The organism is Streptomyces sp. DSM 41931 (assembly GCF_050271085.1).
Lineage (GTDB): Bacteria > Actinomycetota > Actinomycetes > Streptomycetales > Streptomycetaceae > Streptomyces > Streptomyces albogriseolus.
In genome coordinates this window covers 6,822,282-6,845,418 of the sequence record NZ_CP189902.1, presented here as the reverse complement: position 1 = coordinate 6,845,418, position 23,137 = coordinate 6,822,282, and the positions used below count along the sequence as shown (strand labels likewise).

Annotated in this window: 17 protein-coding genes; 6 read left to right on the top strand and 11 right to left on the bottom strand. The window is 73.0% G+C overall.

Features of this window, described 5'->3' with window-relative positions:
* Positions 1–13 precede the first annotated feature (13 nt).
* Positions 14–1,627: a DEAD/DEAH box helicase gene (locus tag ACP7TJ_RS31145; protein WP_376724446.1), complete on the bottom strand. Its 1,614-nt coding sequence runs from the start codon at positions 1,625–1,627 to the stop codon at positions 14–16.
* A gap of 360 nt (positions 1,628–1,987) precedes the next feature.
* On the opposite strand from ACP7TJ_RS31145, the gene ACP7TJ_RS31140 reads away from it, so the two are divergent.
* On the top strand, positions 1,988–2,587 hold the full coding sequence (locus ACP7TJ_RS31140) for a hypothetical protein (protein ID WP_427766991.1): 600 nt from the start codon (positions 1,988–1,990) through the stop codon (positions 2,585–2,587).
* On the opposite strand, the gene ACP7TJ_RS31135 is transcribed toward ACP7TJ_RS31140, so the two are convergent.
* From ACP7TJ_RS31135 to ACP7TJ_RS31125, 3 genes are all read right to left on the bottom strand, one after another.
* Complete coding sequence (locus tag ACP7TJ_RS31135; RefSeq protein ID WP_427766988.1) at positions 2,553–3,731, bottom strand: Cmx/CmrA family chloramphenicol efflux MFS transporter; 1,179 nt, start codon at positions 3,729–3,731, stop codon at positions 2,553–2,555. The two genes, ACP7TJ_RS31140 and ACP7TJ_RS31135, sit on opposite strands and share 35 nt — an antisense overlap.
* Positions 3,732–4,038: 307 nt before the next feature.
* On the bottom strand, positions 4,039–4,845 hold the full coding sequence (locus tag ACP7TJ_RS31130; RefSeq protein WP_189911356.1) for an SAM-dependent methyltransferase: 807 nt from the start codon (positions 4,843–4,845) through the stop codon (positions 4,039–4,041).
* Positions 4,846–4,977: 132 nt separating this feature from the next.
* Positions 4,978–5,970, bottom strand: a complete 993-nt coding sequence (locus ACP7TJ_RS31125) for a LacI family DNA-binding transcriptional regulator (RefSeq protein ID WP_266551673.1) — start codon at positions 5,968–5,970, stop codon at positions 4,978–4,980.
* A gap of 357 nt (positions 5,971–6,327) precedes the next feature.
* On the opposite strand from ACP7TJ_RS31125, the gene ACP7TJ_RS31120 reads away from it, so the two are divergent.
* The 5 genes from ACP7TJ_RS31120 (at position 6,328) to ACP7TJ_RS31100 (ending at position 13,912) form a co-directional block, all read left to right on the top strand.
* Entirely contained in the window at positions 6,328–7,254 is a 927-nt protein-coding gene (locus tag ACP7TJ_RS31120; protein ID WP_093768777.1) for a carbohydrate ABC transporter permease, read from the top strand.
* Positions 7,255–7,258: 4 nt separating this feature from the next.
* Positions 7,259–8,200 carry a carbohydrate ABC transporter permease gene (locus ACP7TJ_RS31115; RefSeq protein WP_093768776.1) on the top strand — a complete coding sequence of 314 codons (942 nt, stop codon included), beginning with the start codon at positions 7,259–7,261 and terminating at the stop codon, positions 8,198–8,200.
* A 101-nt stretch (positions 8,201–8,301) separates the two neighbouring features.
* Entirely contained in the window at positions 8,302–9,639 is a 1,338-nt protein-coding gene (locus tag ACP7TJ_RS31110) for an ABC transporter substrate-binding protein (protein WP_093768775.1), read from the top strand.
* A 75-nt stretch (positions 9,640–9,714) separates the two neighbouring features.
* Positions 9,715–11,757: a beta-galactosidase gene (locus ACP7TJ_RS31105; RefSeq protein ID WP_427766982.1), complete on the top strand. Its 2,043-nt coding sequence runs from the start codon at positions 9,715–9,717 to the stop codon at positions 11,755–11,757.
* A 124-nt stretch (positions 11,758–11,881) separates the two neighbouring features.
* A complete protein-coding gene (locus ACP7TJ_RS31100) occupies positions 11,882–13,912 on the top strand; it encodes an RICIN domain-containing protein (protein ID WP_427766979.1) in 2,031 nt (676 codons plus the stop codon).
* Positions 13,913–13,960: 48 nt separating this feature from the next.
* On the opposite strand, the gene ACP7TJ_RS31095 is transcribed toward ACP7TJ_RS31100, so the two are convergent.
* The 7 genes from ACP7TJ_RS31095 to ACP7TJ_RS31065 all read right to left on the bottom strand — a co-directional run bounded on the left by ACP7TJ_RS31095 (position 13,961) and on the right by ACP7TJ_RS31065 (position 23,122).
* Entirely contained in the window at positions 13,961–15,220 is a 1,260-nt protein-coding gene (locus ACP7TJ_RS31095) for a vWA domain-containing protein (RefSeq protein ID WP_427766976.1), read from the bottom strand.
* Entirely contained in the window at positions 15,217–16,440 is a 1,224-nt protein-coding gene (locus ACP7TJ_RS31090) for an AAA family ATPase (protein WP_427766973.1), read from the bottom strand. Before ACP7TJ_RS31090 ends, ACP7TJ_RS31095 begins: the two co-directional genes overlap by 4 nt.
* Positions 16,441–16,485: 45 nt before the next feature.
* On the bottom strand, positions 16,486–17,862 hold the full coding sequence (locus ACP7TJ_RS31085) for a hypothetical protein (protein WP_427766971.1): 1,377 nt from the start codon (positions 17,860–17,862) through the stop codon (positions 16,486–16,488).
* A 130-nt stretch (positions 17,863–17,992) separates the two neighbouring features.
* The gene (locus tag ACP7TJ_RS31080) at positions 17,993–20,059 is read right to left on the bottom strand and encodes an iron ABC transporter permease (RefSeq protein WP_427766968.1); all 2,067 of its coding nucleotides are present in this window, start codon (positions 20,057–20,059) and stop codon (positions 17,993–17,995) included.
* A 4-nt stretch (positions 20,060–20,063) separates the two neighbouring features.
* Complete coding sequence (locus ACP7TJ_RS31075; RefSeq protein ID WP_427766965.1) at positions 20,064–21,044, bottom strand: ABC transporter substrate-binding protein; 981 nt, start codon at positions 21,042–21,044, stop codon at positions 20,064–20,066.
* The gene (locus ACP7TJ_RS31070; RefSeq protein WP_367463676.1) at positions 21,041–21,895 is read right to left on the bottom strand and encodes an ABC transporter ATP-binding protein; all 855 of its coding nucleotides are present in this window, start codon (positions 21,893–21,895) and stop codon (positions 21,041–21,043) included. The genes ACP7TJ_RS31075 and ACP7TJ_RS31070 overlap by 4 nt, the downstream gene beginning before the upstream one ends.
* Before the next feature lie 75 nt (positions 21,896–21,970).
* On the bottom strand, positions 21,971–23,122 hold the full coding sequence (locus tag ACP7TJ_RS31065) for a spore photoproduct lyase family protein (protein WP_093768766.1): 1,152 nt from the start codon (positions 23,120–23,122) through the stop codon (positions 21,971–21,973).
* Positions 23,123–23,137: the final 15 nt, after the last annotated feature.

The following is a 23,137-nucleotide window of genomic DNA, read 5'->3' as shown; positions in this document are numbered from 1 at the left end:
GTCAGGAGTACTGCTAGGCCGCGCGGTCCATCGACGGCTTGGTACGCGGCTTGCGGCGCGGAGCCCCTTCGTCGGTGCGGCGGGTGCGGCCGCCGGCGGTGCGGTCCTGGGCGGCCTGGGCGCCGCCCTTGGCCGTACCGCCCTGGCCCTGGCCCTGCCGGCCCGGCGCGCCGCGGCGGCGGCTGCGGTTGCGGGACGGGGACGAGGCGGTGCGGCGGGGCCGTTCCACGACCGGGACCGTGATGACGACCGGTACACCGGAGGGCGTCCGCGCACCGGTGATGCGGGTCAGCTCCTCGTCGCCCGGCCGCACCTCCGTGATGCGCGGGGTGATGCCCGCCTGGGACATCAGCCGGCTGACGTCGCGCCGCTGGTCCCGTGTGACCAGGGTGATCACGCTGCCGGACTCGCCGGCGCGGGCCGTACGGCCGCCGCGGTGGAGGTAGTCCTTGGGGTCGCCCGGCGGGTCGACGTTGACGACCAGGCCGAGGTCGTCGACGTGGATGCCGCGCGCCGCGACGTTCGTCGCCACCAGCACGGTGACGTGCCCGTCCTTGAACTGGGTGAGCGTCCGCGTCCGCTGCGGCTGCGACTTGCCGCCGTGCAGGCCGGCGGCGCGCACACCGTTCTGCAGCAGGTGCTTGGTGAGGCGGTCCACCGCGTGCTTGGTGTCGAGGAACATGATGACCCGTCCGTCGCGCGCCGCGATCTCCGTGGTCGTCTGCCGCTTGTCCGCGTCGTCGAGGTGGAGCACGTGGTGCTCCATGGTGGTCACCGCGCCCGCGGACGGGTCGACGGAGTGGACCACCGGGTCGCTGAGGTAGCGGCGGACGAGCTGGTCGACGTTGCGGTCGAGCGTGGCGGAGAAGAGCAGGCGCTGGCCGTCGGGGCGCACCTGGTCGAGCAGCCGGGTGACCTGGGGCATGAAGCCCATGTCGGTCATCTGGTCGGCCTCGTCGAGCACGGTGATCGCGACCTCGTCGAGTATGCAGTCGCCCCGGTCGACCAGGTCCTTCAGCCGTCCCGGCGTCGCGACGACGACCTCGGCGCCGGCACGCAGCGCGGACGCCTGCTTGCCGATCGACAGCCCGCCGACCACGGTGGCGACCCGCAGCCGCACGGAGCGGGCGTAGGGGGTCAGCGCGTCGTTGACCTGTCCGGCGAGTTCCCGGGTGGGGACGAGGACGAGGGCGAGCGGCTTGCGGGGCTCGGCACGGCGGCCGGCCGTACGGGCGAGCAGCGGCAGGCCGAAGGCGAGGGTCTTGCCGGAGCCGGTGCGGCCACGGCCGAGCACGTCACGGCCGGCCAGGGAGTTCGGCAGCGTGGCCGCCTGGATGGGGAACGGCGCGGTGACGCCTTCGCTGCCGAGGGTGGCCAGCATCTCGGCGGGGAGGCCGAGGTCCTCGAAGGCTTCCACCGCGGGGAGCGCCGGGGTGATCGTCTCGGGGAGGGCGAACTCCCCCGACGTCACGGTCCTGCGGCCCGAGCCGCCCTTGCCCTTGCCCTGCCCCTGTCGGGGCGCACCGCCGCGGCCGCCCGCGGCGCCGAAGCGGCGGCCGCCCTTCGGGGCGCCCTTGCCGACGGAGCGGGTGCGGGCGGATCGATCGTTCGCACGTGCCTGTGTCACGGAGAACCTTCCTTGATGTGGCGCGTCTCAAGGAATGTCCGCCGCAGTGGGACGCGGGGAATTGCAAGAACGAGCCTGGGTGAATGGGGCCGCGGAGGCGGTACCGCCCGGTGAGGGCGCGACCCATGAGAAGCAGCGACGGGAGTGTGCACCTCTCCGTGTGATCCGTGTGAGATCTTGCTGCGCAGCAGGCGCCGGTGCTGGCGCGGTGCCGGTCCCTCCGACCCCGCGGGTCGATGACCGCACGACTACAACAGAGATCGACAGTAGCACGGCGATCGCCCGCGCACTGTGACGGGCGTCGCCCGCCCCCCTCCCCCGGGCTGGAAATCGCCGCCCGCGCCAGGGAAGATCCGGTCCGTGAAACGACCGTTGCTGTTCCTGGACGTGGACGGTCCTCTCAACCCTTACGCGGCCCAGCCCGAGAGGCGCCCCGAGGGCTACATCACCCTCAGGGTGCCCCACAACAGCGCCCTCGTCGACGAGGTGAGCCTGTCGTCCCGTCGGCGCCCCCTGCGGGTCTGGCTCAATCCTGAGCACGGACGTTCCCTGCTCCGGATGGAATACGACCTGTGCTGGGCGACGACATGGATGGACGAGGCCAACCGATGGATCGCACCGGCCCTCGGCCTCCCCGAACTCCCCTTTGTCGACTTCGGTGACGCGCTCTTCCGGGAGCGCACCGACGGAGTCCACTGGAAGACCGCGCCACTGGTGGAGTACGCCGACGGCCGTCCCTTCGCCTGGGTGGACGACGAACAGACCGAACCCGACCGGGCCTGTCTCGACGCCCACCACCGCGGGCCGGCGCTCCTGCACCACGTGGACCCGCGCATCGGCCTCCGCGACGACGACTTCCGCGCCCTCGCGGACTTCGCGGACGACTCGCATGACGCCGGCCCTCGGCTGATCCATGAGGACGGCGTCACAGCCGCGCCTCCCCACTCCTCACACCGGTGACGACGCGAAGGAAGGGGAACGCGATGAGCAGCGCGGTCGCGACGAGGAGGCCTGACACGTAGAGCGGTCCCAGGGGGCCGGCTCCGGTGCCGAGCGTGGCCCCGGCCGCGACGGGGCCGACGGCAGCGCCCACGTTGAGTGCCGCAGTCGCGTACGCGCCGGCCATCGTGGGGGCGCCCGCGGCCTCGTGAAGGACGCGGGCGATCAGTGTGCTGCCCAGCGCGAACGACAGCGCGCCCAGCACGAACACGAGCGTGAACAAGGCGACCGGCCGGTGGGCCAGCACCGCCAGGGCCGGCCAGCCGATCAGCAGCAAGGGGCCGGCGACCGTGACGACCGGGCCGGGGTTCCGGTCGGACAGCCGTCCGGCGACGGTGACGCCCACGAAGGAACCGGTGCCGAAGAGCACCAGGGCGACGGGCACCCACAGCTCACCCAGCCCGGCGGTGCCGGTCACCACGGGTGCGAGGAAGGTGAGGCCGCCGAAGGTGGCCGCGTTCACCAGCGCGCCGAGCAGCATCACCAGGATCAGCCGCGGCCGGGTGAGTCGGGAGAGTTCCGTCCGCAGCGCCGGCTTACCGGTCGCCCCGCGTGCGTCATGTTCCGCGGGGACGCCTACGACGATGCCGACGGCCGCCGGCAGGCAGAGAGCGGTGACGGTCCAGAAGGTGGCCTGCCAGCCGAGTTCCGTGCCGAGCACCGCCCCGCCGGGCACGCCGGCGATCGTGGCCAGCGTCGTGCCGGACAGCAGAACGGCCAAGGCGCGTCCCTTCCTGTCGGGCGGGACCAGGGCGGCCGCGGCTGTCAGGGCGACGGCGAGGAATCCGGCGTTCGCGAGCGCGGCGACGACTCGGGTGCAGAACAGGAGGGCGAAGCTCGTGGACACGGCGCCCACGGCGTGGGCCGCGGCGAAGACCAGGAGGAAGCCGAGAAGGGCTGGGCGCCTGGGCAGGTTGCGGGCCGACGCGGCCACCAGGGGGGCTCCGACGATCATGCCGATCGCGTAGGCCGAGGTGAGCGAGCCCGCCGTCCCGACGGTGACGCCGAGATCCAGGGCGATGTCCGGCAGAAGGCCGGCAAGCATGAACTCCGAGGTGCCCATGGCGAAGACCGCCAGGGCAAGCAGGTACAGCGGGAGGGGCATCGAGTGGCTCCGAGGTGAGGAGAGGCACGAGAGGGTCATCTCGTCACCGCGGCCGGCCGTGAACACACGCGCGTCCCACCGCGGAAGGCGGTGCGACGACAGGACTACGGACTCGGTGGTTCAGGGGCTGGCGGCGTGACCGGCAGCCCCCGCCTCGTCCGACTCAGGACTCGACATGTCCCGCACGCTATCCGACCGATGCCTTCCGGAGCATTCCGGTTTTCCCCGGATGCCGTTCGGGGGCCGGAGGGCGAACACGTCCGGGTCGTGGCGGTCGGCTCCGCCGACGCCTCGGTCCGCTCGCCCTCTACGCCGTCCCAGCGGCCGGCACCCGCGCCACCCCCGCGTAGATCCCGCTGTCCTCCGCCACAGGCGCCGGTTCCGTGCGGAACCATTCCGGGGCCGTCACCAGGCCGGGGGCGACCAGGTCGAGGCCGTCGAAGAAACGGGCGACCTCGGCATGGGTGCGGAAGCCGAGGCGGATGCCGGCGCGGGCGTACTCCTCGGTGACCTGGCGGGCCAGGTCGGCGTGGAGGTCGGACGCGGCGTGGGACAGCACGAGGTGGCTGCCCGGCGGCAGCGCGTCCACCAACTGCCGGACGATGCCCTGCGGGTCCTGGTCGTCGGGGAGGAAGTGGAGGAGGGCGATCAGGGACAGGGCCACGGGGCGGGAGAAGTCGAGGACGTCGCGGGCGTGCCGCAGGATCTCGCCGGGTTCGCGCACGTCGGCCTGGACGTAGTCCGTGGTGCCCTCGGGGCTGCTGACGAGCAGCGCCTCGGCGTGACGCAGCACGATCGGGTCGTTGTCGACGTAGACGACCCGCGCCGCGGGGACCACGCGCTGCACGATCTGGTGGAGGTTCGGCTCGGTGGGGATGCCGGTGCCGATGTCCAGGAACTGGTCGACGCCCTGGTCCGCGAGCCAGGCGGCGGCGCGGTGCATGAAGGCGCGGTTCTGCCGGGCGGCGTCCTTCGCCTGCGGCGGGAGTGCGCGCCCGACGACCTCGTCGACCGGATAGTTGTCCTTGCCGCCCAGCAGCCAGTCGTAGACCCGCGCGGGCTGGGCCCTGCTGGTGTCGGTCCGCGGCGGGGTGGGGGGTGTGCCCGTCGGCATGACACGTCCGTTCCGGTGGGTACGGCGGCTCCTGCGCCCTGACGATCATCGAGTCTGGCACACCAACGACCGTGCGGACAGGGGCGGTTCACCGGTCTGCGCCCCGTGTCGGCGACGAGCCTCCAGCGTCCCTCAGCGCCCCTTCGGCGGCGGCGCCGTGCTCTGCCGCAGCACCAGCCGCGCCGGCACCAGCGTCGTGCCCCGCTCCGGTCCCTCCTGCCGCATCTTGCGCAGCACCGCCTGTACGCACAGCCGCCCCACCTCGGCGAAGTCCTGGTGCAGGGTGGTCAGCGGCGGCAGGAACGAGGACGCCTCCGGGATGTCGTCGAAGCCGACCACGCTGACGTCCTCCGGCACCCGTCTGCCGTGTTCGTGCAGGGCTCTCAACAGCCCCAGCGCCATCTGGTCGTTGGCGGCGAAGACGGCCGTGCAGTCCTCGACGGCGGCGAGTTCGAGGCCGGCCCGGTAGCCGGACTCGGCCGACCAGTCGCCGCGGACCAGCGGCGGCAGCTCCCGCCCCGCCTCGGTGAGCGCGGCGCGCCAGGCGTCCGTGCGGCGCTGCGCGGCGAACGAGTCCTCGGGTCCGGCGAGATGCCACACGGTGCGGTGGCCGAGGCCGAGCAGGTGCCGTACGGCGGCGCGGGTGCCGCCGTGCTGGTCGGTGTCGACGACGGTGTAGCGGTCGCCGGCGTCGGAGTCGACCACCACCACCTGGACGTGCGGCGGGAGATGGACCGTGGCCGCGTCCAGGAGGTGCACCTCCATGATGACGATCACGGCGTCGACGGCGAGTTCCTCGAGGCGGGAGAACGCGCCGCGCACCTCGTCCTGGGTGGGCACGGCGACCGGCAGCAGGGTCACCGCGTAGCCCTCGCGCGCGGCGGAGTTGGCGATGGCCTCCAGGGTGCGCACGTTGCCGGTGGTGGAGAGCGTGAAGGTGATGACGCCTATGGTGCGGAACTCGCCCCGCTTGAGGGCGCGGGCGGCGCTGTTGGGCCGGTAGCCGAGCTCCTTCATCGCGGCGAGGACCTGGCGGCGGGTCTCCTCGGTCACCCCGGGATAGCCGTTGGAGACGCGGGAGACGGTCTGCGCCGAGACTCCCGCGAGCCGTGCCACGTCCGCCATCGAGGCGGTGGCGCGGGCCCGGGCGCGGCGCCGCGGGGCGGGCGCGGCCGTCCCCCGGCCGTCTCCCTCCGTCGCGGCGGCCGGGCCGCCCGGGTCCACCGCCGCGTCGTCGACCGTCTCCACGCGCCGCCCCCCGCCTTCCTGTCTCCCGTGTCACGGTCCCACTGAGGACCCTTGACCGTCGTCATCGGGGCAGTGTAGACATGCCGCCACCGGATGTTTACGTAAACATAACAGGTCGACGCGATTCCCCGGCCACGGATGTTTACGCAAACATCCGACCGGGCGACCTGCCGCCCGGCTCCGTGCCGGGTGCCGAGCCGCTGGTTACCGGAACGCCGAACAGCAAGGAACGACATGACGACGCTGCAACCGCCGGCGGCCGCAGAGCCGCGGCCGGCCCCGCCTCCGGTGAGACGGGACCGGCGCTCATGGAAGGGCTGGGGGTTCATCGGCCCGTTCGCGGCCGTGTTCGCCCTGGTCTTCCTCGCACCGATCGCTTACTCGGTCTACCTGAGCCTGTTCCGCGACCAGCTCATCGGCGGCACCACCTTCGTCGGGTTCGACAACTACCAGCAGGCCCTGAAGGACGAGCTGTTCTGGGCGTCGCTGGGCCGGGTCGCTCTGTTCCTGGTGGTCCAGGTGCCGATCATGCTGGGCATCGCCCTGCTGGTGGCGCTCGCCCTGGACAGCGGCCGGCTGTACGGCAAGAGCTTCTTCCGCATCACGATCTTCCTGCCGTACGCGGTGCCCGCCGTGGTCGCCACCCTGATGTGGGGCTTCATGTACGGCACCAAGTACGGCCTGGTCGGGGACTTCAACTCCGCCTTCGGCTGGTCGCTGCCCGACCCGCTCTCCGCCGACCTGGTGCTGGCCTCCATCGGCAACATCGTCACGTGGGAGTTCGTCGGCTACAACATGCTGATCTTCTACTCGGCGCTGCGGGTCGTCCCGCACTCCCTGTACGAGGCGGCGGAGATCGACGGCGCGAGCCAGTGGCGGGTGATCACCGCGATCAAGCTGCCCGCCATCCGCGGCGCGCTGGTGATCGCGACGATCTTCTCCATCATCGGCAGCTTCCAGCTCTTCAACGAGCCGAGCATCCTGCGTCCGCTGGCCCGCAACGCCATCACCACGGACTACACGCCGAACTTCTACACGTACTCGCTGTCCTTCAGCGGCCAGCAGCACAACTACTCCGCGACCGTGGCCATCATCATGGGCCTGATCACGATGGTGGTCGCCTACGTCGTGCAGCTTCGCGGCATGCGCAAGGGAGCGTGACCCGATGACCACCCCTGTCACCACCCCCGCCCCCGCCGCCGCGGCCCCCGGCGCCGTGAAGAGCGCCCCGCGTCTGCGGCGCGCCAAGGAGCACCGCCCGGGCCGCCCCCGGCGCAGCAAGCTGCTGACCGTGCTGACCTCGCTGGTCGTCCTCTACACCGTGGTCCCGCTGATCTGGCTGGTGATCAACGCCACGAAGACGCAGTCGGGGCTGGCGAGCTCCAACGGCCTGTGGTTCGCGGACGACTTCGCCCTGTGGGACAACATCCGTGACACGTTCACCTACGGCGACGGCATCTTCACCCGCTGGCTGCTCAACACCCTGCTGTACGTGGTGCTGGGCGCCGGCGGCGCGACCCTGCTGGCGGTGCTCGGCGGGTACGCGCTGGCGAAGTTCGACTTCCCCGGCAAGCGCGGCGTCTTCGCCACGGTGATCGGCGCGGTCGCGGTGCCGGGCACCGCGCTCGCCGTCCCCACCTTCCTGATGTTCAGCAAGATGGGGCTGACGGACACCCCGTGGGCGGTCATCCTCCCGTCGCTGGTGTCGCCGTTCGGCCTCTACCTGATGTGGGTTTTCGCCACCGAGGCGATCCCCACGGAGCTTCTGGAAGCCGCCCGGATGGACGGCGCGGGCGAGGCGCGGACCTTCTTCACCGTCGCGCTTCCGCTGCTCGCCCCCGGCATCGTGACCGTGCTGCTGTTCACCACGGTCGCCACCTGGAACAACTACTTCCTGCCGCTGATCATGCTCAAGGACCCGGACTGGTACCCCCTGACGCTGGGCCTGAGCGCGTGGAACTCCCAGGCGGAGACCGTCGGCGGCGAGGTGATCTTCAACCTGGTGATCACCGGTTCCCTCCTCACGATCCTGCCGCTCGTCGTCGCGTTCCTGTTCCTCCAGAAGTACTGGCAGTCGGGTCTCGCCGCCGGAAGCGTCAAGGAGTGATCCGGCGGCCCGCCGACCGCCCTCGAGACCCCACACCCTCCCCACGTCCTGTCTCCCCCACCCCTCCCCTGTCCCACCCACGAAGAAGTGGATCCACACTCATGCGCAGAAGGACCAGCCGCCTGCTGGGCGGCATCGCCCTCGTGACCTCCCTCGCCCTGGGCGCCACCGCCTGCGGCGGCTCGGACGACGGCGCCGGCACCGAGTCGGTCTCCGCCGAGGACATCCAGGCGGCCCTGGACAAGGGCGGCACGGTCACCGTCTGGTCGTGGGAGCCCACGCTGAAGACGGTCGCCGCCGACTTCCAGAAGAAGCACCCCAAGGTCAAGATCAACCTGGTGAGCGAGCGCTCCGGCGACAAGCACTACACGGCGCTGTCGAACGCCATATCCGCGGGCAAGGGCGTCCCTGACGTCGCGCAGCTCGAGTACTTCTCGATCGGCCAGTACTCCCTCACCAAGGGCCTGACCGACCTGTCCGGCTTCGGCGCGGACAAGCTGGCCTCCGCGTACACGCCGGGCCCGTGGAACGCCGTCACCGAGGGCGACAAGGTGTACGGCCTGCCGATGGACTCCGGTCCGATGGCGCTGTTCTACAACAAGAAGGTCTTCGACAAGTACAAGATCGCCGTTCCCACCACCTGGGACGAGTACCTGGACGCGGCCCGCAAGCTGCACAAGGCCGACCCGAAGGCGTACATCGCCAACGACACCGGTGACGCCGGCTTCACCACCAGCCTGCTGTGGCAGGCCGGTTCGCGGCCCTACAAGGTCGACGGCACCAACGTGAAGATCGACTTCGGTGACGCGAACGCCAAGAAGTTCACGGACGTCTGGCAGAAGCTGATCGACGAGAAGCTGCTCGCGCCCGTCACCAGCTGGACCGACGACTGGTACAAGGGCCTCGGCGACGGCTCCATCGCCACCCTGTCCACCGGCGCCTGGATGCCCGCCAACTTCGAGTCCGGCGTGCCCAACGCCTCCGGCCAGTGGCGCGTGGCCCCGCTGCCCGCGTGGACCCAGGGCGACAAGGCCAGCGCGGAGAACGGCGGCAGCGCCCTGACCGTCCCGGCGCTCGCCAAGAACAAGGAACTGGCCTACGCCTTCGTGGAGTACGCCAACTCCGGCGAGGGCGTCGCCTCCCGCGTCTCCGAGGGCGCCTTCCCCGCCACCCAGGCGGAGCTGAAGTCCACCGAGTTCCTGGGCAAGGAGTTCCCGTACTTCGGCGGCCAGAAGGCCAACGAGATCTTCGCCGCCTCCGCCGCGAACGTCGCCGACGACTGGTCGTACCTGCCCTTCCAGGCGTACGCCAACTCGATCTTCAACGACACCGTCGGCAAGGCCTACATCTCCGGCACCCGGCTGGAGGACGGTCTCAAGGCGTGGCAGGACGCCTCGGTGAAGTACGGCGAGGAGCAGGGCTTCACCGTCGAGAAGTAGCGACACGCACCACCCCGCGGGGCGGCGCGCACCACGCCGCGCGCCGCCCCCGATGCGCCCACCGGAAGGACCACCATGATCTCCACCCTCCTGTCCCGCAGCGGCGGGCCGGACGGTGACACCGCCCCCCGTCTCCTCTTCGGCGCCGACTACAACCCGGAGCAGTGGCCCCGGTCCGTGTGGGAGGAGGACGTCCGGCTGATGCGGGAGGCCGGCGTCAACGTCGTGTCCGTCGGGATCTTCTCCTGGGCCCGGCTCCAGCCCACGGCGGACACCTGGGACTTCGGCTGGCTCGACGAGGTGCTCGACCTGCTGCACGAGGGCGGCGTCGGCGTCGACCTGGCCACCGCGACCGCCTCCCCGCCGCCGTGGCTGACCACCGCCCACCCGGAGGTCCTGCCGGTCACCGCGACCGGCGAGACCCTGTGGCCGGGCGCCCGCCAGCACTGGCGCCCCACCTCGCCCGTCTTCCGCGAGCACGCGCTGCGCCTGGTCCGCACGCTCGCCGAGCGGTACAAGGACCACCCGGCGCTCGTCGCCTGGCACGTCAGCAACGAGCTGGGCTGCCACAACGTGTACGACTACTCCGACGACGCGGCCCGCGCCTTCCGGGAGTGGCTGCGCGAGCGGTACCGCACGCTGGACGCGCTCAACGACGCCTGGGGCACCGCGTTCTGGTCGCAGCGCTACTCCGCGTGGGAGCAGATCCTGCCGCCGCGGCTCGCCGCCTCGCACCCCAACCCGACGCAGCAGCTCGACTTCAAGCGGTTCTCGTCGGACGCGCTGAAGGACCATCTGCGCGCCGAGCGGGACCTGCTGCGGGAGATCACCCCGGACGTGCCGGTCACCACCAACTTCATGGTGATGGGCAACACCAAGGGCATGGACTACGCGGACTGGGCGGAGGAGATCGACTTCGTCTCCAACGACCACTACGTGCACCCCGGCCCGCAGGACCGCGACGAGCTGTCCTTCTCCGCCAATCTCACCAGCGGCATCTCCGGCGGCCGGCCGTGGTTCCTGATGGAGCACTCCACCAGCGCCGTCAACTGGCAGCCGGTGAACGTGGCCAAGCGCCCCGGCGAGCTGGCCCGGGACTCACTGCTGCACGTGGCGCACGGCGCGGACGCGGTCTGCTTCTTCCAGTGGCGGCAGTCGGCGGCGGGCGCCGAGAAGTACCACTCGGCGATGGTGCCGCACGCCGGCGCGGACAGCGACCTGTTCCGCGCGGTGGCCGAACTCGGCGCCACGCTCAAGACGCTGGCCCCGGTGGCCGGCAGCGAGCGGGAGCCCGCCCCGGTCGGCATCGTGTACGACTGGGACTCCTGGTGGGCGAGCGAGCAGGACTCGCACCCCACGGCCCTGCTGCGGTACCGGCAGGAGGCGCTCGACTGGTACTCGGCGCTGCTCCGTCTCGGCATCCGCGCCGACCTCGTCACCACCCGCTCGGACCTCCAGCGCCACCAGGTGCTGATCGCGCCCGTGCTGCACGTGGTGCCCGCCGACCTGGCCAAGACCCTCACCCGCTACACCGAGCAGGGCGGCCACCTGATCACGACGTACTTCTCCGGGATCGTCGACGAGCACGACCACGTGTGGCTCGGCGGCTACCCCGGTGCCCTGCGGGACCTGCTGGGCATCCGGGTCGAGGAGTTCGCGCCGCTGCTCGCGGGCGACGGCGTGGAGCTGGACGACGCCACCACCGGCACGCTGTGGACCGACCGGATCACGGTGACCGCCGACGACACGGACGTCCTCGTCCGCTACCGCACCGGCGAGCAGGCCGGCCGTCCCGCCGTCACCCGGCGCCCTTCGGGCCGCGGCACCGCCGCCTACGTCTCCACGCGGCTCGGCGTGGACGGGCTGGTGTCGCTGCTGCCGCGTCTGCTGGAACCGGCCGGCGTGGAGAGCGAACTGCCCGCCGAGGCACGGGGTTCGGTCGAGCCGGTGGTGCGCCGGGGTCCCGGGGGCCGGTTCCTGTTCCTGGTGAACCGCACCGACGACACCGCCCCGGTGCCGGGGCTCGACGGCGAGGTGCTGCTCGGCGACACCGGCGCCGACGGCTCCCTCACCCTCGGCCCGCGCGCCGTCGCCGTCCTGCGGCAGCCCGCCTCCTGACCGGCGGTCGTACCACCCCCGGAACGGCACGGGCCGTTCCGGGGGCCGTTCTCTCCCGGCCGTGAGCACGGCCGGGCGTACCACCAGAGCGCGACCCACACACCCCACTGTTGGGAGCACACCGATGGCACGCACCCGCGACAGACGACTCCTCACGGCCACCGGCCTGACCGCGGCCCTGGTCACCGGGGCCGCGCTGGTCCCCGGCCCCACGTCCGCCGCCCAGGCAGCCGACCTGCCGTCCGTCACCGTACGGCCCGACCCCTCCTACCGGCAGCAGCCGTTCGAGGGCTGGGGCACCAGCCTCGTCTGGTTCGCCAACGCCACCGGCGACTACCCGCCGCAGATCCGCGAGAAGCTGGCGCGGCTCGTCTTCGGCGACGACGGACTGGCCCTGAACATCGCCCGCTACAACATCGGCGGCGGCAACGCCCCCGACGTCGAGGACTACCTGCGGCCTGGCGGAGCCGTCGAGGGCTGGTGGAAGGCGCCCGCCGGCACCACCCGCGAGGACACCGGCTGGTGGGACCCGGACGACCCGGCCGACTGGAACGACGGGGCCGACGCCACCCAGCGCTGGTGGGTCGACCGGATCAAGAAGGACATCACCCACTGGGAGACCTTCAGCAACTCCCCGCCCTGGTTCATGACGGTCAGCGGCTACGTCTCCGGCGGCTTCGACGCCACGCGCGACCAGCTGAAGAACGAGTCGGTCGACGACTTCGCCGCGTACGTGGCGGGCGTGACCCGGCGGCTGGAGAAGGCGCACGGCATCAAGGTCGCCACCGTCGACCCCTTCAACGAGCCGAACACCGACTACTGGTCCACCCGTCTCGGCCCCGACGGCGAACCGGTCGGGGGCCGTCAGGAGGGCGCCCACATCGGTCCGGAGCTCCAGGAGAAGGTGATCCGCGCGCTCGCCCCGGCGCTGCGCGAGGCGGGCACCAAGGCGCGGATCTCGGCGATGGACGAGACCAACCCCTCGATCTTCGCCCGCAACTGGTCCGTCTACGGGCCCGAAGCACGGTCCCTGGTCGGTCAGTTGAACGTCCACACCTACGGCACCGGTCAGCGCACCACCGTCCGCGACATCGCCAAGGCCGAGAACAAGCGGCTGTGGATGAGCGAGGTCGAGGGTGACTGGGGCGACGGGCAGAGCTTCACCGACATGCGCCCCGGACTCGGCCTCGCCACGCGCATCGTCGACGACCTGCGCGAACTGGAGCCCCGTGCCTGGGTGTTCTGGCAGCCCGTCGAGGATCTCGACAACATGAAGCCGGGCGGCGAGTCCGCCAAGGGCGGCAACTGGGGCGAGATCCAGGTCCCGTTCAGCTGCACCGCCGAGGACACGCCGGCGACATGCCCCGTCCGTACGAACACCAAGTTCGACACCGCCCGGAACTTCACCCACTTCATCCGGCCGGGCGACCGGCTGATCACGGTGGACGACACCTCCAGCGCGGCGGCGGTCTCGCGGGACGGCAAGGGCGCCTCGGTCGTCCACGTCAACGACACCGCGACGGCGCGTGAGGTGACCGTGGATCTCTCCAAGTTCCGCCGGATCGCACCCAGGGCGACCGTCACTCCCGTGGTGACCAGCGCCGACGGCAAACTGGTGCGGCACCGGGCGGTCCCGGTCACCGGCGGGTCGGCCACCGTCACCGTGCCCGCACAGTCGGTGACGACCTTCGTGGTCGACGGCGTCTCCGGGGTCGCCGAGGACGCCCCGCTGCTGCGCAAGGGCCGCACCTACACGCTGACCGGCGTGCAGAGCGGCAAGGCGGTCACCCTGGCGGGCAACGGCACCGATCTCGTCATCAGCGGCGGCGACGGGTCGGCCGCCCAGCGGTGGCGGCTGAGCGCCGTCCACCCGGACGACGGGACGCGCCAGCGCTACGAGTTCACCAACGGCGACCGGCGGCTGACGGTACGGGACGACGTGCCGGTGGCCGAGCCCCGCAGCGGCCGACCGGACCCTGCCGCCCAGTGGATCACGTCGACGACCGGTGACGGCACCTGGACCCTGGTCAACGCGGCCACCGGCCGGCTTCTGGAGGTCGGCGGTCAGGCCACGCACGAGGGCGCCGCGGTGACCACCTGGCCGCCCAACTCGGGCGCGAACCAGCGGTGGAGGATCACGGACGTGACGGGCTGATCCGGTTCCCCCGTGATGAGCGGCCCGGTGGGTGACCCACCGGGCCGCTCATCCGTGCGGGTCGCCGACGGTGACCACGCGGGCCCACTCGGGCGGGGTGTCCGGCACGTAGTCGGGGTTCTCCTCGTCGGTCCTGCGGGGAGGGCGCGGGAAGAGGCCGACCACCGTGCGGCACGGGGGCCGGGACGACGGCCAGCGGGTCTGGCCGTCGGTGAGGACGACGAGCACGTCGGGACGGGGACGCGCGGCGAGCGCCCGGGTGAAACCGGCCCGTAGATCGGTGCCGCCGCCTCCGACGAGCGGAATGCCCTCCGCGCGGCACAGCCGGTGCACCTCGTACGACGCGGCGTCGCACGGCACCACGGACACCAGGTCGCGGCGCCCGCCCACGGCACGGGAGATCGCCGTCACCTCCAGCAGGGCGCTGCCCAGTTCGGCGTCGCTGACCGAGCCGGAGGTGTCGACCACGACGGACACCCGGGGCGGGGTGCGCCGCAGGCTGGGCAGGACCGCGCCCGGCACACCGGCGGACCGCCGGGAGGGCCGGCCGTAGCTGTAGTCGTCGCCCGAGCCGGAGGCGGACACGGCGGAGCGGAGCGCCGCGCCGAGCAGCTCCCGCCAGGGCTGCGGCGGGTGGAACACCTCCTCGGCCCATCGCCGCCAGCGTTTCGGCGTCCTGCCGGGCCGGCCGGCGATGCCCTGGGCCACCCGGAAGCGGACCGCGTCGCGTTCCTGGTCGGTGAGGGCGTGCGCGCCGTCCGGGCCGAGGTCCCACTCCCGTTCGAGGCCGTCGGCGCCGCTGCCGCAGTTCAGCCAGACCATGGTGCGGGTGTGCGCGCCCAGCCGGAACCGGGACAGGTAGTCCTCCATCAGCAGCCCGGACTCCAGGCCCAGCGCCCCGGGCAGGACGACGTCCTCGGGCTGGGGCAGCCCGTCGCCGTACACGTCGTCGTTGATCTCGCAGTCGGCGGCGATGTTCATCCGCAGCCGCTCTCCCGGCCCGTCGATCCCGCGCGCGCGGGCCACGCGGTCGCCGCGGCCGTGGTGGTCGCGCAGCAGGTGGGACACCTCGTGCACCCAGACACCGGCCAGCTCCTCCAGCGACGTGGCGGCGACGAACGCGGGCGAGGCGTAGCACCGCCAGTACCGGTCGACGGCCATCGTGGGCACGCTGCGGGACTCGACGGGGCGCAGGGCGAAGAGGGCGGTGGCGAGGTAAGGGCGGGCGCGGACGGCCGTCAGCCGGGCCGCAAGCAGTTTGTCGAGGTCGAGCGCGGGGGTCGTGGCGCGCGGCGGGTGCGTGGTCATCGGGCCGCGGCCTCCCGCGTGCGGTCCAGGGCCCGGTCGGCACGGCGGGACAGTTTCAGGGCGCCGGTGAGGCGTTCGATCGTCGGGGGGACGTCCCAGTCCTCGCGGCGCAGGGCGGCGAGGGTGGTCGCGGGGACGACGACCAGGTCGGGCGCGCCGGTGGCGGCGGCGCGGGCGAGCAGGTCCCAGGCCGCGTCCCAGCGGTGCCGCTCGGGGCGGGCGCGTACGGCGGCGACCACCGCGTCCAGCGCGGCCTGACGCAGGTCGCCCCGCTCGGGCAGCTCGGCTCCGGACGGGTCCGCGAGCAGGGTCTCCGGGTCGGGCAGGTCCAGCCGGTCCAGGCTCGCCAGCATCTCCAGGCCCGGTCCGTCGCCGACGGTACCGCGGACCAGCAGCGAGAGGACGTCGCGGGAGGAGCCGGCGGCGGTGGCGAAGGCGATCAGACGCAGGGTCATCTCCCAGCTGCGCGGCGAGGGCCAGGGGCCGCCGCGGCGGGTCTCCCCGTCCGGCAGCCGGTGCACCAGCGGGGGCCGGGCGGTGAGGAAGGCGCACACCGCCCGGCGGGCGTGGGCGACGGCGTCCGGCATGCGGGAGGGGTCCAGTTCGGGCAGGGTGGCGAGCGGCCAGGTCCCGCCGAGGCCGCGGACGACGGTCTCGGGGTCGTGGGTCCAGTTCAGGTGCACGAAACGGTTGGCCAGCGGCGGACTCAGCTCCCAGCCGTCGGCGGCGGAGGCGCGCGGATTGGCGGCGGCGACGATCCGCACGCCCGGCGGGAGCCGCAGCGCGCCGACGCGCCGCTCCAGGACCAGGCGCAGCAGGGCGGCCTGCACGGCGGGCGGGGCGGTGGACAGCTCGTCCAGGAACAGCAGGCCCCGGCCGGCCCGCACCAGGCGCACGGCCCAGTCCGGCGGAGCCATCGGCACGCCCTGTTCGGCGGGGTCGTCGCCCACGACGGGCAGCCCGGAGAAGTCGGTCGGCTCGTGCACGCTGGCGATGACGGTGGTCAGCGGAAGGTCGAGCGCGGCGGCGAGCTGGGTGAGCGCGGCGGTCTTGCCGATGCCCGGCTCGCCCCGGAGCAGCACGGGCAGATCGGCGGACACGGCGAGGGTGAGCGCCTCCAGCTGGACGTCGGGGCGCGGTTCGGTGGTGGTGTCCCGCAGCAGGGCGAGCAGGTCGGAGGCGACGTCGAGCTGGGAGGGGGCGGACAGGGACGTGGGCATGAGGCATCACCGAGGGAGGAGAGGGGCCGGGCGCGGCCGGGTCGGTCAGCGGGAGATGGCGTGGCGCGGGTGGGTGCGGTGGTCGCGGCGCCTGGCGGGCGCGGGCAGGATCCAGTGGTCGGCGGGGCCGCGCAGGCCGGCCCGGTGGAGCCCGTGGGCGAGCCTGCGCAGTGCGGCCTCCTCAAGGGCGTCCTTCAGCGGCCCGTCGCGCAGACACGCGTCCGGACCGAGCAGGTTCTCGACGACGGCCAGCGCGCCGTCGACGTCGCCGTGGTCCAGTCGTTCACGGACGCCTGTGAGGCAGTCGGGCCTGCGATGGGCGCGGTCGACGAACTGGAGGCAGGGCAGCGGGGTGCCGGTCAGTTCGGCCAGCAGCTCCTCCCGCCCGATCTCGTCGGGTGTGTGGTCCAGCGGGACCAGGACACCGTCGACGAGGGCTACGCGGTGCGGAACCCCCTGGCACAGGACGGTGTGGGGACGCGTGGTGGCCGGTGGGGGCGGCGCCTCGGGGGCGACGGGGTGGCCGGGCGCCAGGGCGGAGGCCACCAGCGGATGCAGCCGTCCGGCGTCGATCGCGCCGGCCCGGAGCAGGGCGAGGTCGGGGAGGACGTGGGTCGCCGCGTCCGGCAGGAGGGGCGTTGTTCTGGAGGCGGCCTGCTCGGTGGACACCGCGACCGGACGGTGTCCGTCGCAGGACAGGTCCAGCACCAGTCGGCGCCGGGCGTCCAGCCGTACGGCGACGGACCCTCCCGTGCGTCCCCGTCCCGCGTCACGGAACAGGATGCGGGCCTCGTCCGCCCAGCGGTCCACGGCGTAGTGGTGGCCCGGCGGCAGCAGCCCGGACGGCACCACGATCTCCGTCCGAGGCGCGTCCGTCCCGGACCGGTGAGGCAGTTCGCGCGCCCGGCGGGCGTCCCACAGGTGCCGGTGCAGGTCGAACCGGAACCGCCGGCCGGGCCGGGGGCGCGGATGCCCGCGGGAGCCCTCCCGCAGCCGGTGGCCGTCCCACAGCGCGAGGCTCATACGCTGGCCGCCCGCCGCCCACGCCGGCGGGGTGCGGACCACCAAGTACACGGGGCGGCACTCGTCCGGTTCGCCCGCGGTGTAGCGGGCGAGGGGGACGGTGAGGCCCGGCCGCAGCAGACCGTCGGGGGCGGACCTCGGCATGTGCCAGCGCAGCAGGTCGGGCGCCAAGTACCGCAGGTCCACGCGCACTTGTGCCGCGAGGCCGACGCCGTGGATGCGGGTGAGGTCGCGCAGCCGCAAGTCGACGTCGACGCGGGCCGCGGCGCACGCCCCCGCCCAATCGCCGGAGCGGCGGCGGGCGGTCGCGGTCTCGATCATGGTGGGCGGCACGGCGTACTCGCGTACGCGCCGCCAGAGGGAGAGACGGGAGTCCTCGTCCACGGGGCGTGGGTGCATCAGCACTCACCTTGCGTGGACGGGACCCCCCTTCTGTGAAGGAAGGAGGTGGTCATCGCCGTCAGGTTAGTGCGCCGTCGATCACCCTGTCAGGTGGTTTTCCGAAGGGAAGGGTGACCTCCGGCCTCCGTCAGCGGCGGGCACGCACCAGCACATGGAGGAAGTACGGCGTGCCGATCACCGCCGTCATCAGGCCGGCGCCCAGCTGGGCCGGGGCGATGACGGTGCGGCCCAGCAGGTCCGCCGTGCACACGAGCACGGCGCCCAGCAGCACCGCGACCGGCAGCACCCGGGTGTGCCGGCGGCCGGCCAGGGCGCGCGCGGCGTGCGGGGCCACCAGGCCGACGAAGCCGATGGTGCCCGCCGCGGCCACGGCGGTCGCGGTGAGCAGCACGCTCAGCACGAGGAAGGCGAGCCGGCCCCGCGCGAGGTCCAGCCCGAGGAGCCTCGGTGTGTCCTCGTCCAGGGAGACCAGGTCGAGCTCCCGGTGTCCTGCGCCCGCCACCGCCACGCCGACCGCGAGCACCGCCGCGAGGGGCAGCACGTCGGGCAGGTCACGGCCGTAGGTGGAGCCCGACAGCCAGGTGAGCGCCTTGGTGGCGTTGAACGGGTCGGTGAGCACGATCAGCAGGCTGATCACGGCGGTCGTCCCGGACGCCACGCCGATGCCGACGAGCACCAGCCGGTTCTGCTGGAAGCCTCCGCGCGCCGCGAGACCGAACACCAGGACCGCGGTGAGCGCGGACCCGGCGAAGGCCGCCGCGGACACGCTCCAGCCCCCTGCCGTCGGGACGGTGGTCACGAGGATCACCGCGCCGAGCGCGCCGCCGCCGGAGACGCCAAGGACGGCGGGTTCCGCGAGCGGGTTGCGGGTGACGGCCTGGACGAGCGTGCCGGCCAGCGCGAGGGCGGCGCCGGCGAGGAGCGCGGCGAGCACCCGCGGGGTGCGGGTGTCCAGGACGAAGGAGACGGTCCGGCCCGCGTTGCCTTGCGCCCAGTTGGCCACGTCGCCCAGCAGCAGCTTGCTGTCGCCGAGCAGCAGCCCCGCGACGGCGACGCCGGCCAGGGCGAGCACCAGCGCGGCGAGGGTGACGAGGAACGCCGTGCGGCTGCGGATGTTCAGCTTGTCGGGTGCGGCGGCGCCGCCGGTGTCGCGGAGCCGGGCGGCCATCACCACCAGGAACGCCGCCCCCACGAGGCTGGTGACCACGCCGGTGGGCACCGCGACGGCGGTGTCGGCGTCGATCAGCGCGCGCAGCAGCACGTCCGCGCCGAGGACCAGCGCGGCGCCGACGAGACCGGTGACCGGTGCGCCGACGCGCAGCCGCCGCAGGCCGCGGACCCAGCGGGCGAGGGGACGGGCGAGCGCCGGGGCGCACAGGCCGACGAAGCCGATCGGTCCCGCGAGGGTGACGGCAGCGGCGGACAGCAGCGTCGCCAGCACGACGGCCGTGACGCGGGTGGCCCGCACCGGCACGCCGAGGCCGCGCGCGGTGTCGTCGCCGAGCGCGAGGGCGTCCACCCGGCGCGCGACGAGGAGCAGCCCGGTGACGCCGATGACGACGACGGGCAGCATCTGCAGCACGCCGTCGAAGCCGTTCTGGCCGATGCTGCCCTGGTTCCACTGGTAGAGGCCCTCGGTCTCCTCCGGGAACAGCAGGAGCAGCCCCTCGGTGACGGCGGTCAGGCCGAGCGCGAGCGCGGTGCCGGCCAGGACGAGCCGTACGGTGCCCGTGCCGAGCCCGGAGAGGCCGAGGACGACGGCCGCCGCGGCGAGACCGCCCGCGAAGGCGATGGCCGAGGAGGCGATGAGCGGCAGCGACAGGCCGGTGACGGCGACGACGCCGAGGGCGAAGTAGGAGCCCGCGTTGACGGCGAGGGTGTCCGGGGACGCCAGGACGTTGCGGCTGACGGCCTGGAGGGCGAGGCCCGCGACGCCGAGGGCGGCGCCCACGAGCAGCCCCGCGGCCGTCCGGGGCAGCCGCGAGGCGATGACGACGGACGCGTCGCCCGGGTCGGCCCGGCCGGTGAGGGCCTTGAGGACCTCGGCCGGGCCGACCGCTGCCGTGCCCTGGGTGATGTCGACGACGGCGAGGACGGCGACGAGGAGCACGAGCGCGGTCGTCACCGCGGCCGCGCCCGCCCGCGAGGGAACCGTCTCCGGGCGGACGGTGGGAGGGGTGGCGGTGACGGCCATCGCGCTACTTCGTCAGCGCCGCGACGAGGGCGTCGACGTAACGTTCCATCGAGCCGGTGCCGCCGAACATCCAGATGCCGTCGTCCAGCCGGTGCACGTCGCCGGACTTCACGAACGGCAGCGACTTCCAGACGGAGTTGTTCTTCAGTTCCTTGCCGAACGGGTCGCTGGCGGCGTCCTGCTCGTTGCCGATGTAGGCGAAGTGCGCGTTGCCCAGGGCGGTCAGGCCCTCGACGTCGGTGGCGGCGAGGCCGTACGCCTCGTCGCCCTTGAGCTTCCAGGCGTTCTTCAGGCCGAGCCGCTCGTTGACGCCGCCGATGAGCGAGCCGGAGGTGTAGGGGCGCAGGGAGACCTGGTTGGAGACGACGTAGCCGTCGGAGAAGGCGATCGGGGCGCCCTTCAGGCCGGCGTCCTCGAGGGCCTTGGCGCCCTCGGCGAGCTTGGCGTCGAAGTCCTTCTTCAGGGTGGCGGCCTGCTCGGTGGTGCCGGTGGCCTTCGCGATGAGGTCGAGGTTCTCCAGCATCTGCCCGACCGGGTCGGAGGCGTCCGCGGACGTCACCTCGAGGACCGGGGCGATCTTCCGCAGCTGCTCGACGGCGTTCGGCTGGAGGTCGGTGGTGGCGACGATGAGGTCGGGGTTCAGCGCGGCGATGGTGTCCGTGCTGGGCTCGCCGCGGGTGCCGATGTCCTTGGCGTCGCCGGTGAGCGGTACGGCGCTGTCCCAGGTCTTGTAGCCCTTGACGTCGGCCACGCCGACGGGCTCCACGCCGAGCGAGAGGAGGTGCTCGACGACGTTCCACTCGGTGCCGACGACCTTCGTGGCGGGCCCGTCGAGTTCCACCTTCGCGCCGGACGCGTCGGTGAGGGTGATGGGCTCGGCCGACGCCTTGGGCGCTTCGTCGGCCGCGGGTTCGGTGGTGCCGCAGGCGGCGAGCAGCAGGGCAGCGGCGGCGGCCAGGGGCGCGGTGCGCAGGAGGCGTCTCATGAGGTGGTGCTGAGCCTTTCGCTTCGGGTGTGGTGACGGCCGAGGGCGCGGGTGCGCAGGCGGCCGGTGAGGGGGTCGGTGTCGACCTCGATGCGGATGCCGTAGACGTCGGTCAGCCGCTCGGGGGTGAGGACGTCCTCGGGTGCTCCCTCGGCGACGACGCGTCCGTCCGCCAGGAGCACGATGCGGTCGGCGACGGCGGCCGCCTGGTCGAGGTCGTGCAGCACGACCCCGACGGCGATGCCCTGGTCGTCCGCCAGATCGCGCACGAGGTCGAGGAGTTCGACCTGGTAGCGCAGGTCGAGGTAGGTGGTGGGCTCGTCCAGGAGCAGCACGCCGGTCTCCTGGGCCAGGCAGCCGGCCAGCCAGACGCGCTGGAGCTGTCCGCCGGAGAGGTGTTCGGCGCCGCGGTCGGCGAGGTCGGTGACGCCGGTGAGGGCGAGGGCGCGGTCGACGGCGGCCCGGCCGCCCGGGTCGGTACCGCCCCAGCGGCCGCGGTGCGGGTAGCGGCCGAACTCCACGACGTCGCGCACGCTCAGGCCGCTGGGCGTAGGCCGGCTCTGCAGCAGCAGCGCGACGTGGCGGGCGAACTCCCGGGGGCCGAGCGCGAGCGCGTCGGTGGCGGCGTCGAGGGTGAGGGCGGCGTGCCGGGGACGCTGCAACCGGGCGACGGTGCGCAGCAGGGTCGACTTGCCGCTGCCGTTGGGGCCGACGAGGGCGGTCACCTCACCGGGGCACAGCGTCAGCTCCGCGTCGTGCACGACGTCCGTGCCGTCGTACGCCACGGTCACGCCGGTGGCCGCCAGTTCATGCCCTCGCAGGCCCGAGGACGCCTTCTCACCTGGAATCACGAGACAAGGTTAGCCTAACCTTAGTGCGCCTGGCAGGGGGGGTGCCCTGCCGGCGCGTCCGGAGGCGGCGGAGGCTCAGAACGCGTAGCGCACGCCCAGCCACGGGGTGCGGCGCTCGACGAGGTCGCGGAGCTCCGCGAGGGCCTGGCGTTTGACACCCGCGTGGTAGCGGAGGTTGAGGGCGCCGTTCTGGGAGCGCTTCGTCTCCTGCAGGGCGGGCTGCCACAGGACGTCCTCGCCGCGCGGGTGCCAGCGGAGGTTCACCTCGTGCAGGTCCGCGTTGTGCGTGAGCATGATGACCTCGGCCAGCGCCTGGCGCTTCACCCGCTCGGGCAGCACGTCGTCCATCTGCCGCAGCAGTTCGTCCCACGCGTCCTGCCAGCCGGGGCGGACGACGACGGGCGACAGATTGAAGTGCACCTCGTAGCCCGCGTCGAGGAAGTCCGCGGCGGCGGCGATCCGCCGGTCCACCGGGCTGGTGCGCAGGTCCAGCAGTCGGGAGTCGTCGGCCGGCATCACCGAGAAGCGGATACGGGTCCGGCCGCGCGGGTCGAGCTCCAGCAGGTCCGGGTTGACGAACTTGGTGGCGAACGACGCCTTCGCGGTGGGCCAGTCGCGGAAGGCGCGGATCAGATCGGCGGTGTTGTCGCACACCAGGGCGTCGACCGAGCAGTCGCCGTTCTCCCCGATGTCGTACACCCACGCCTCGGGGTCGCACTGGTTCGGCTCCGTCTTGGGGCCCTGCGCGGCGACGTGCCGGCCGAGGTGGGCGATGATCGCGTCGATGTTGGTGAAGAGGGTGATGGGGTTGGCGAAGCCCTTGCGGCGCGGGACGTAGCAGTACACGCAGGAGAGGGCGCAGCCGTTGGAGGGGCCGGGGGCGATCCAGTCGGCGGAGCGGCCGTTGGGGCGGGTGGTGAGCTTCTTCCGCACGCCGAGGACGAGGGTTTCGCGCTTGACGCGCATCCAGCGGTCCGCGCTGCCCTCGTTGCCGTGCAGGTCGGGGATGCGCCAGTGGGAGGGGACCTCGACGAGGCGGGCCTCGGGGAAGCGGGCCAGGATCTGACGGCCCCGGGGAGAGGCGGCGGCGGCCGGTTCGGCGTGGATCTCCTTGACCGCGAGGAGGCGGTGCGCTGCGCGGGAGTCGCGGAAGCGGGAGGAGGTCGGTGCCGTCGGCTCGGGGCGGGGCATCTCGTCGATGCCGAAGAGGGGCTCTTGGTGGGACATGGGTCGGCTTCCCGT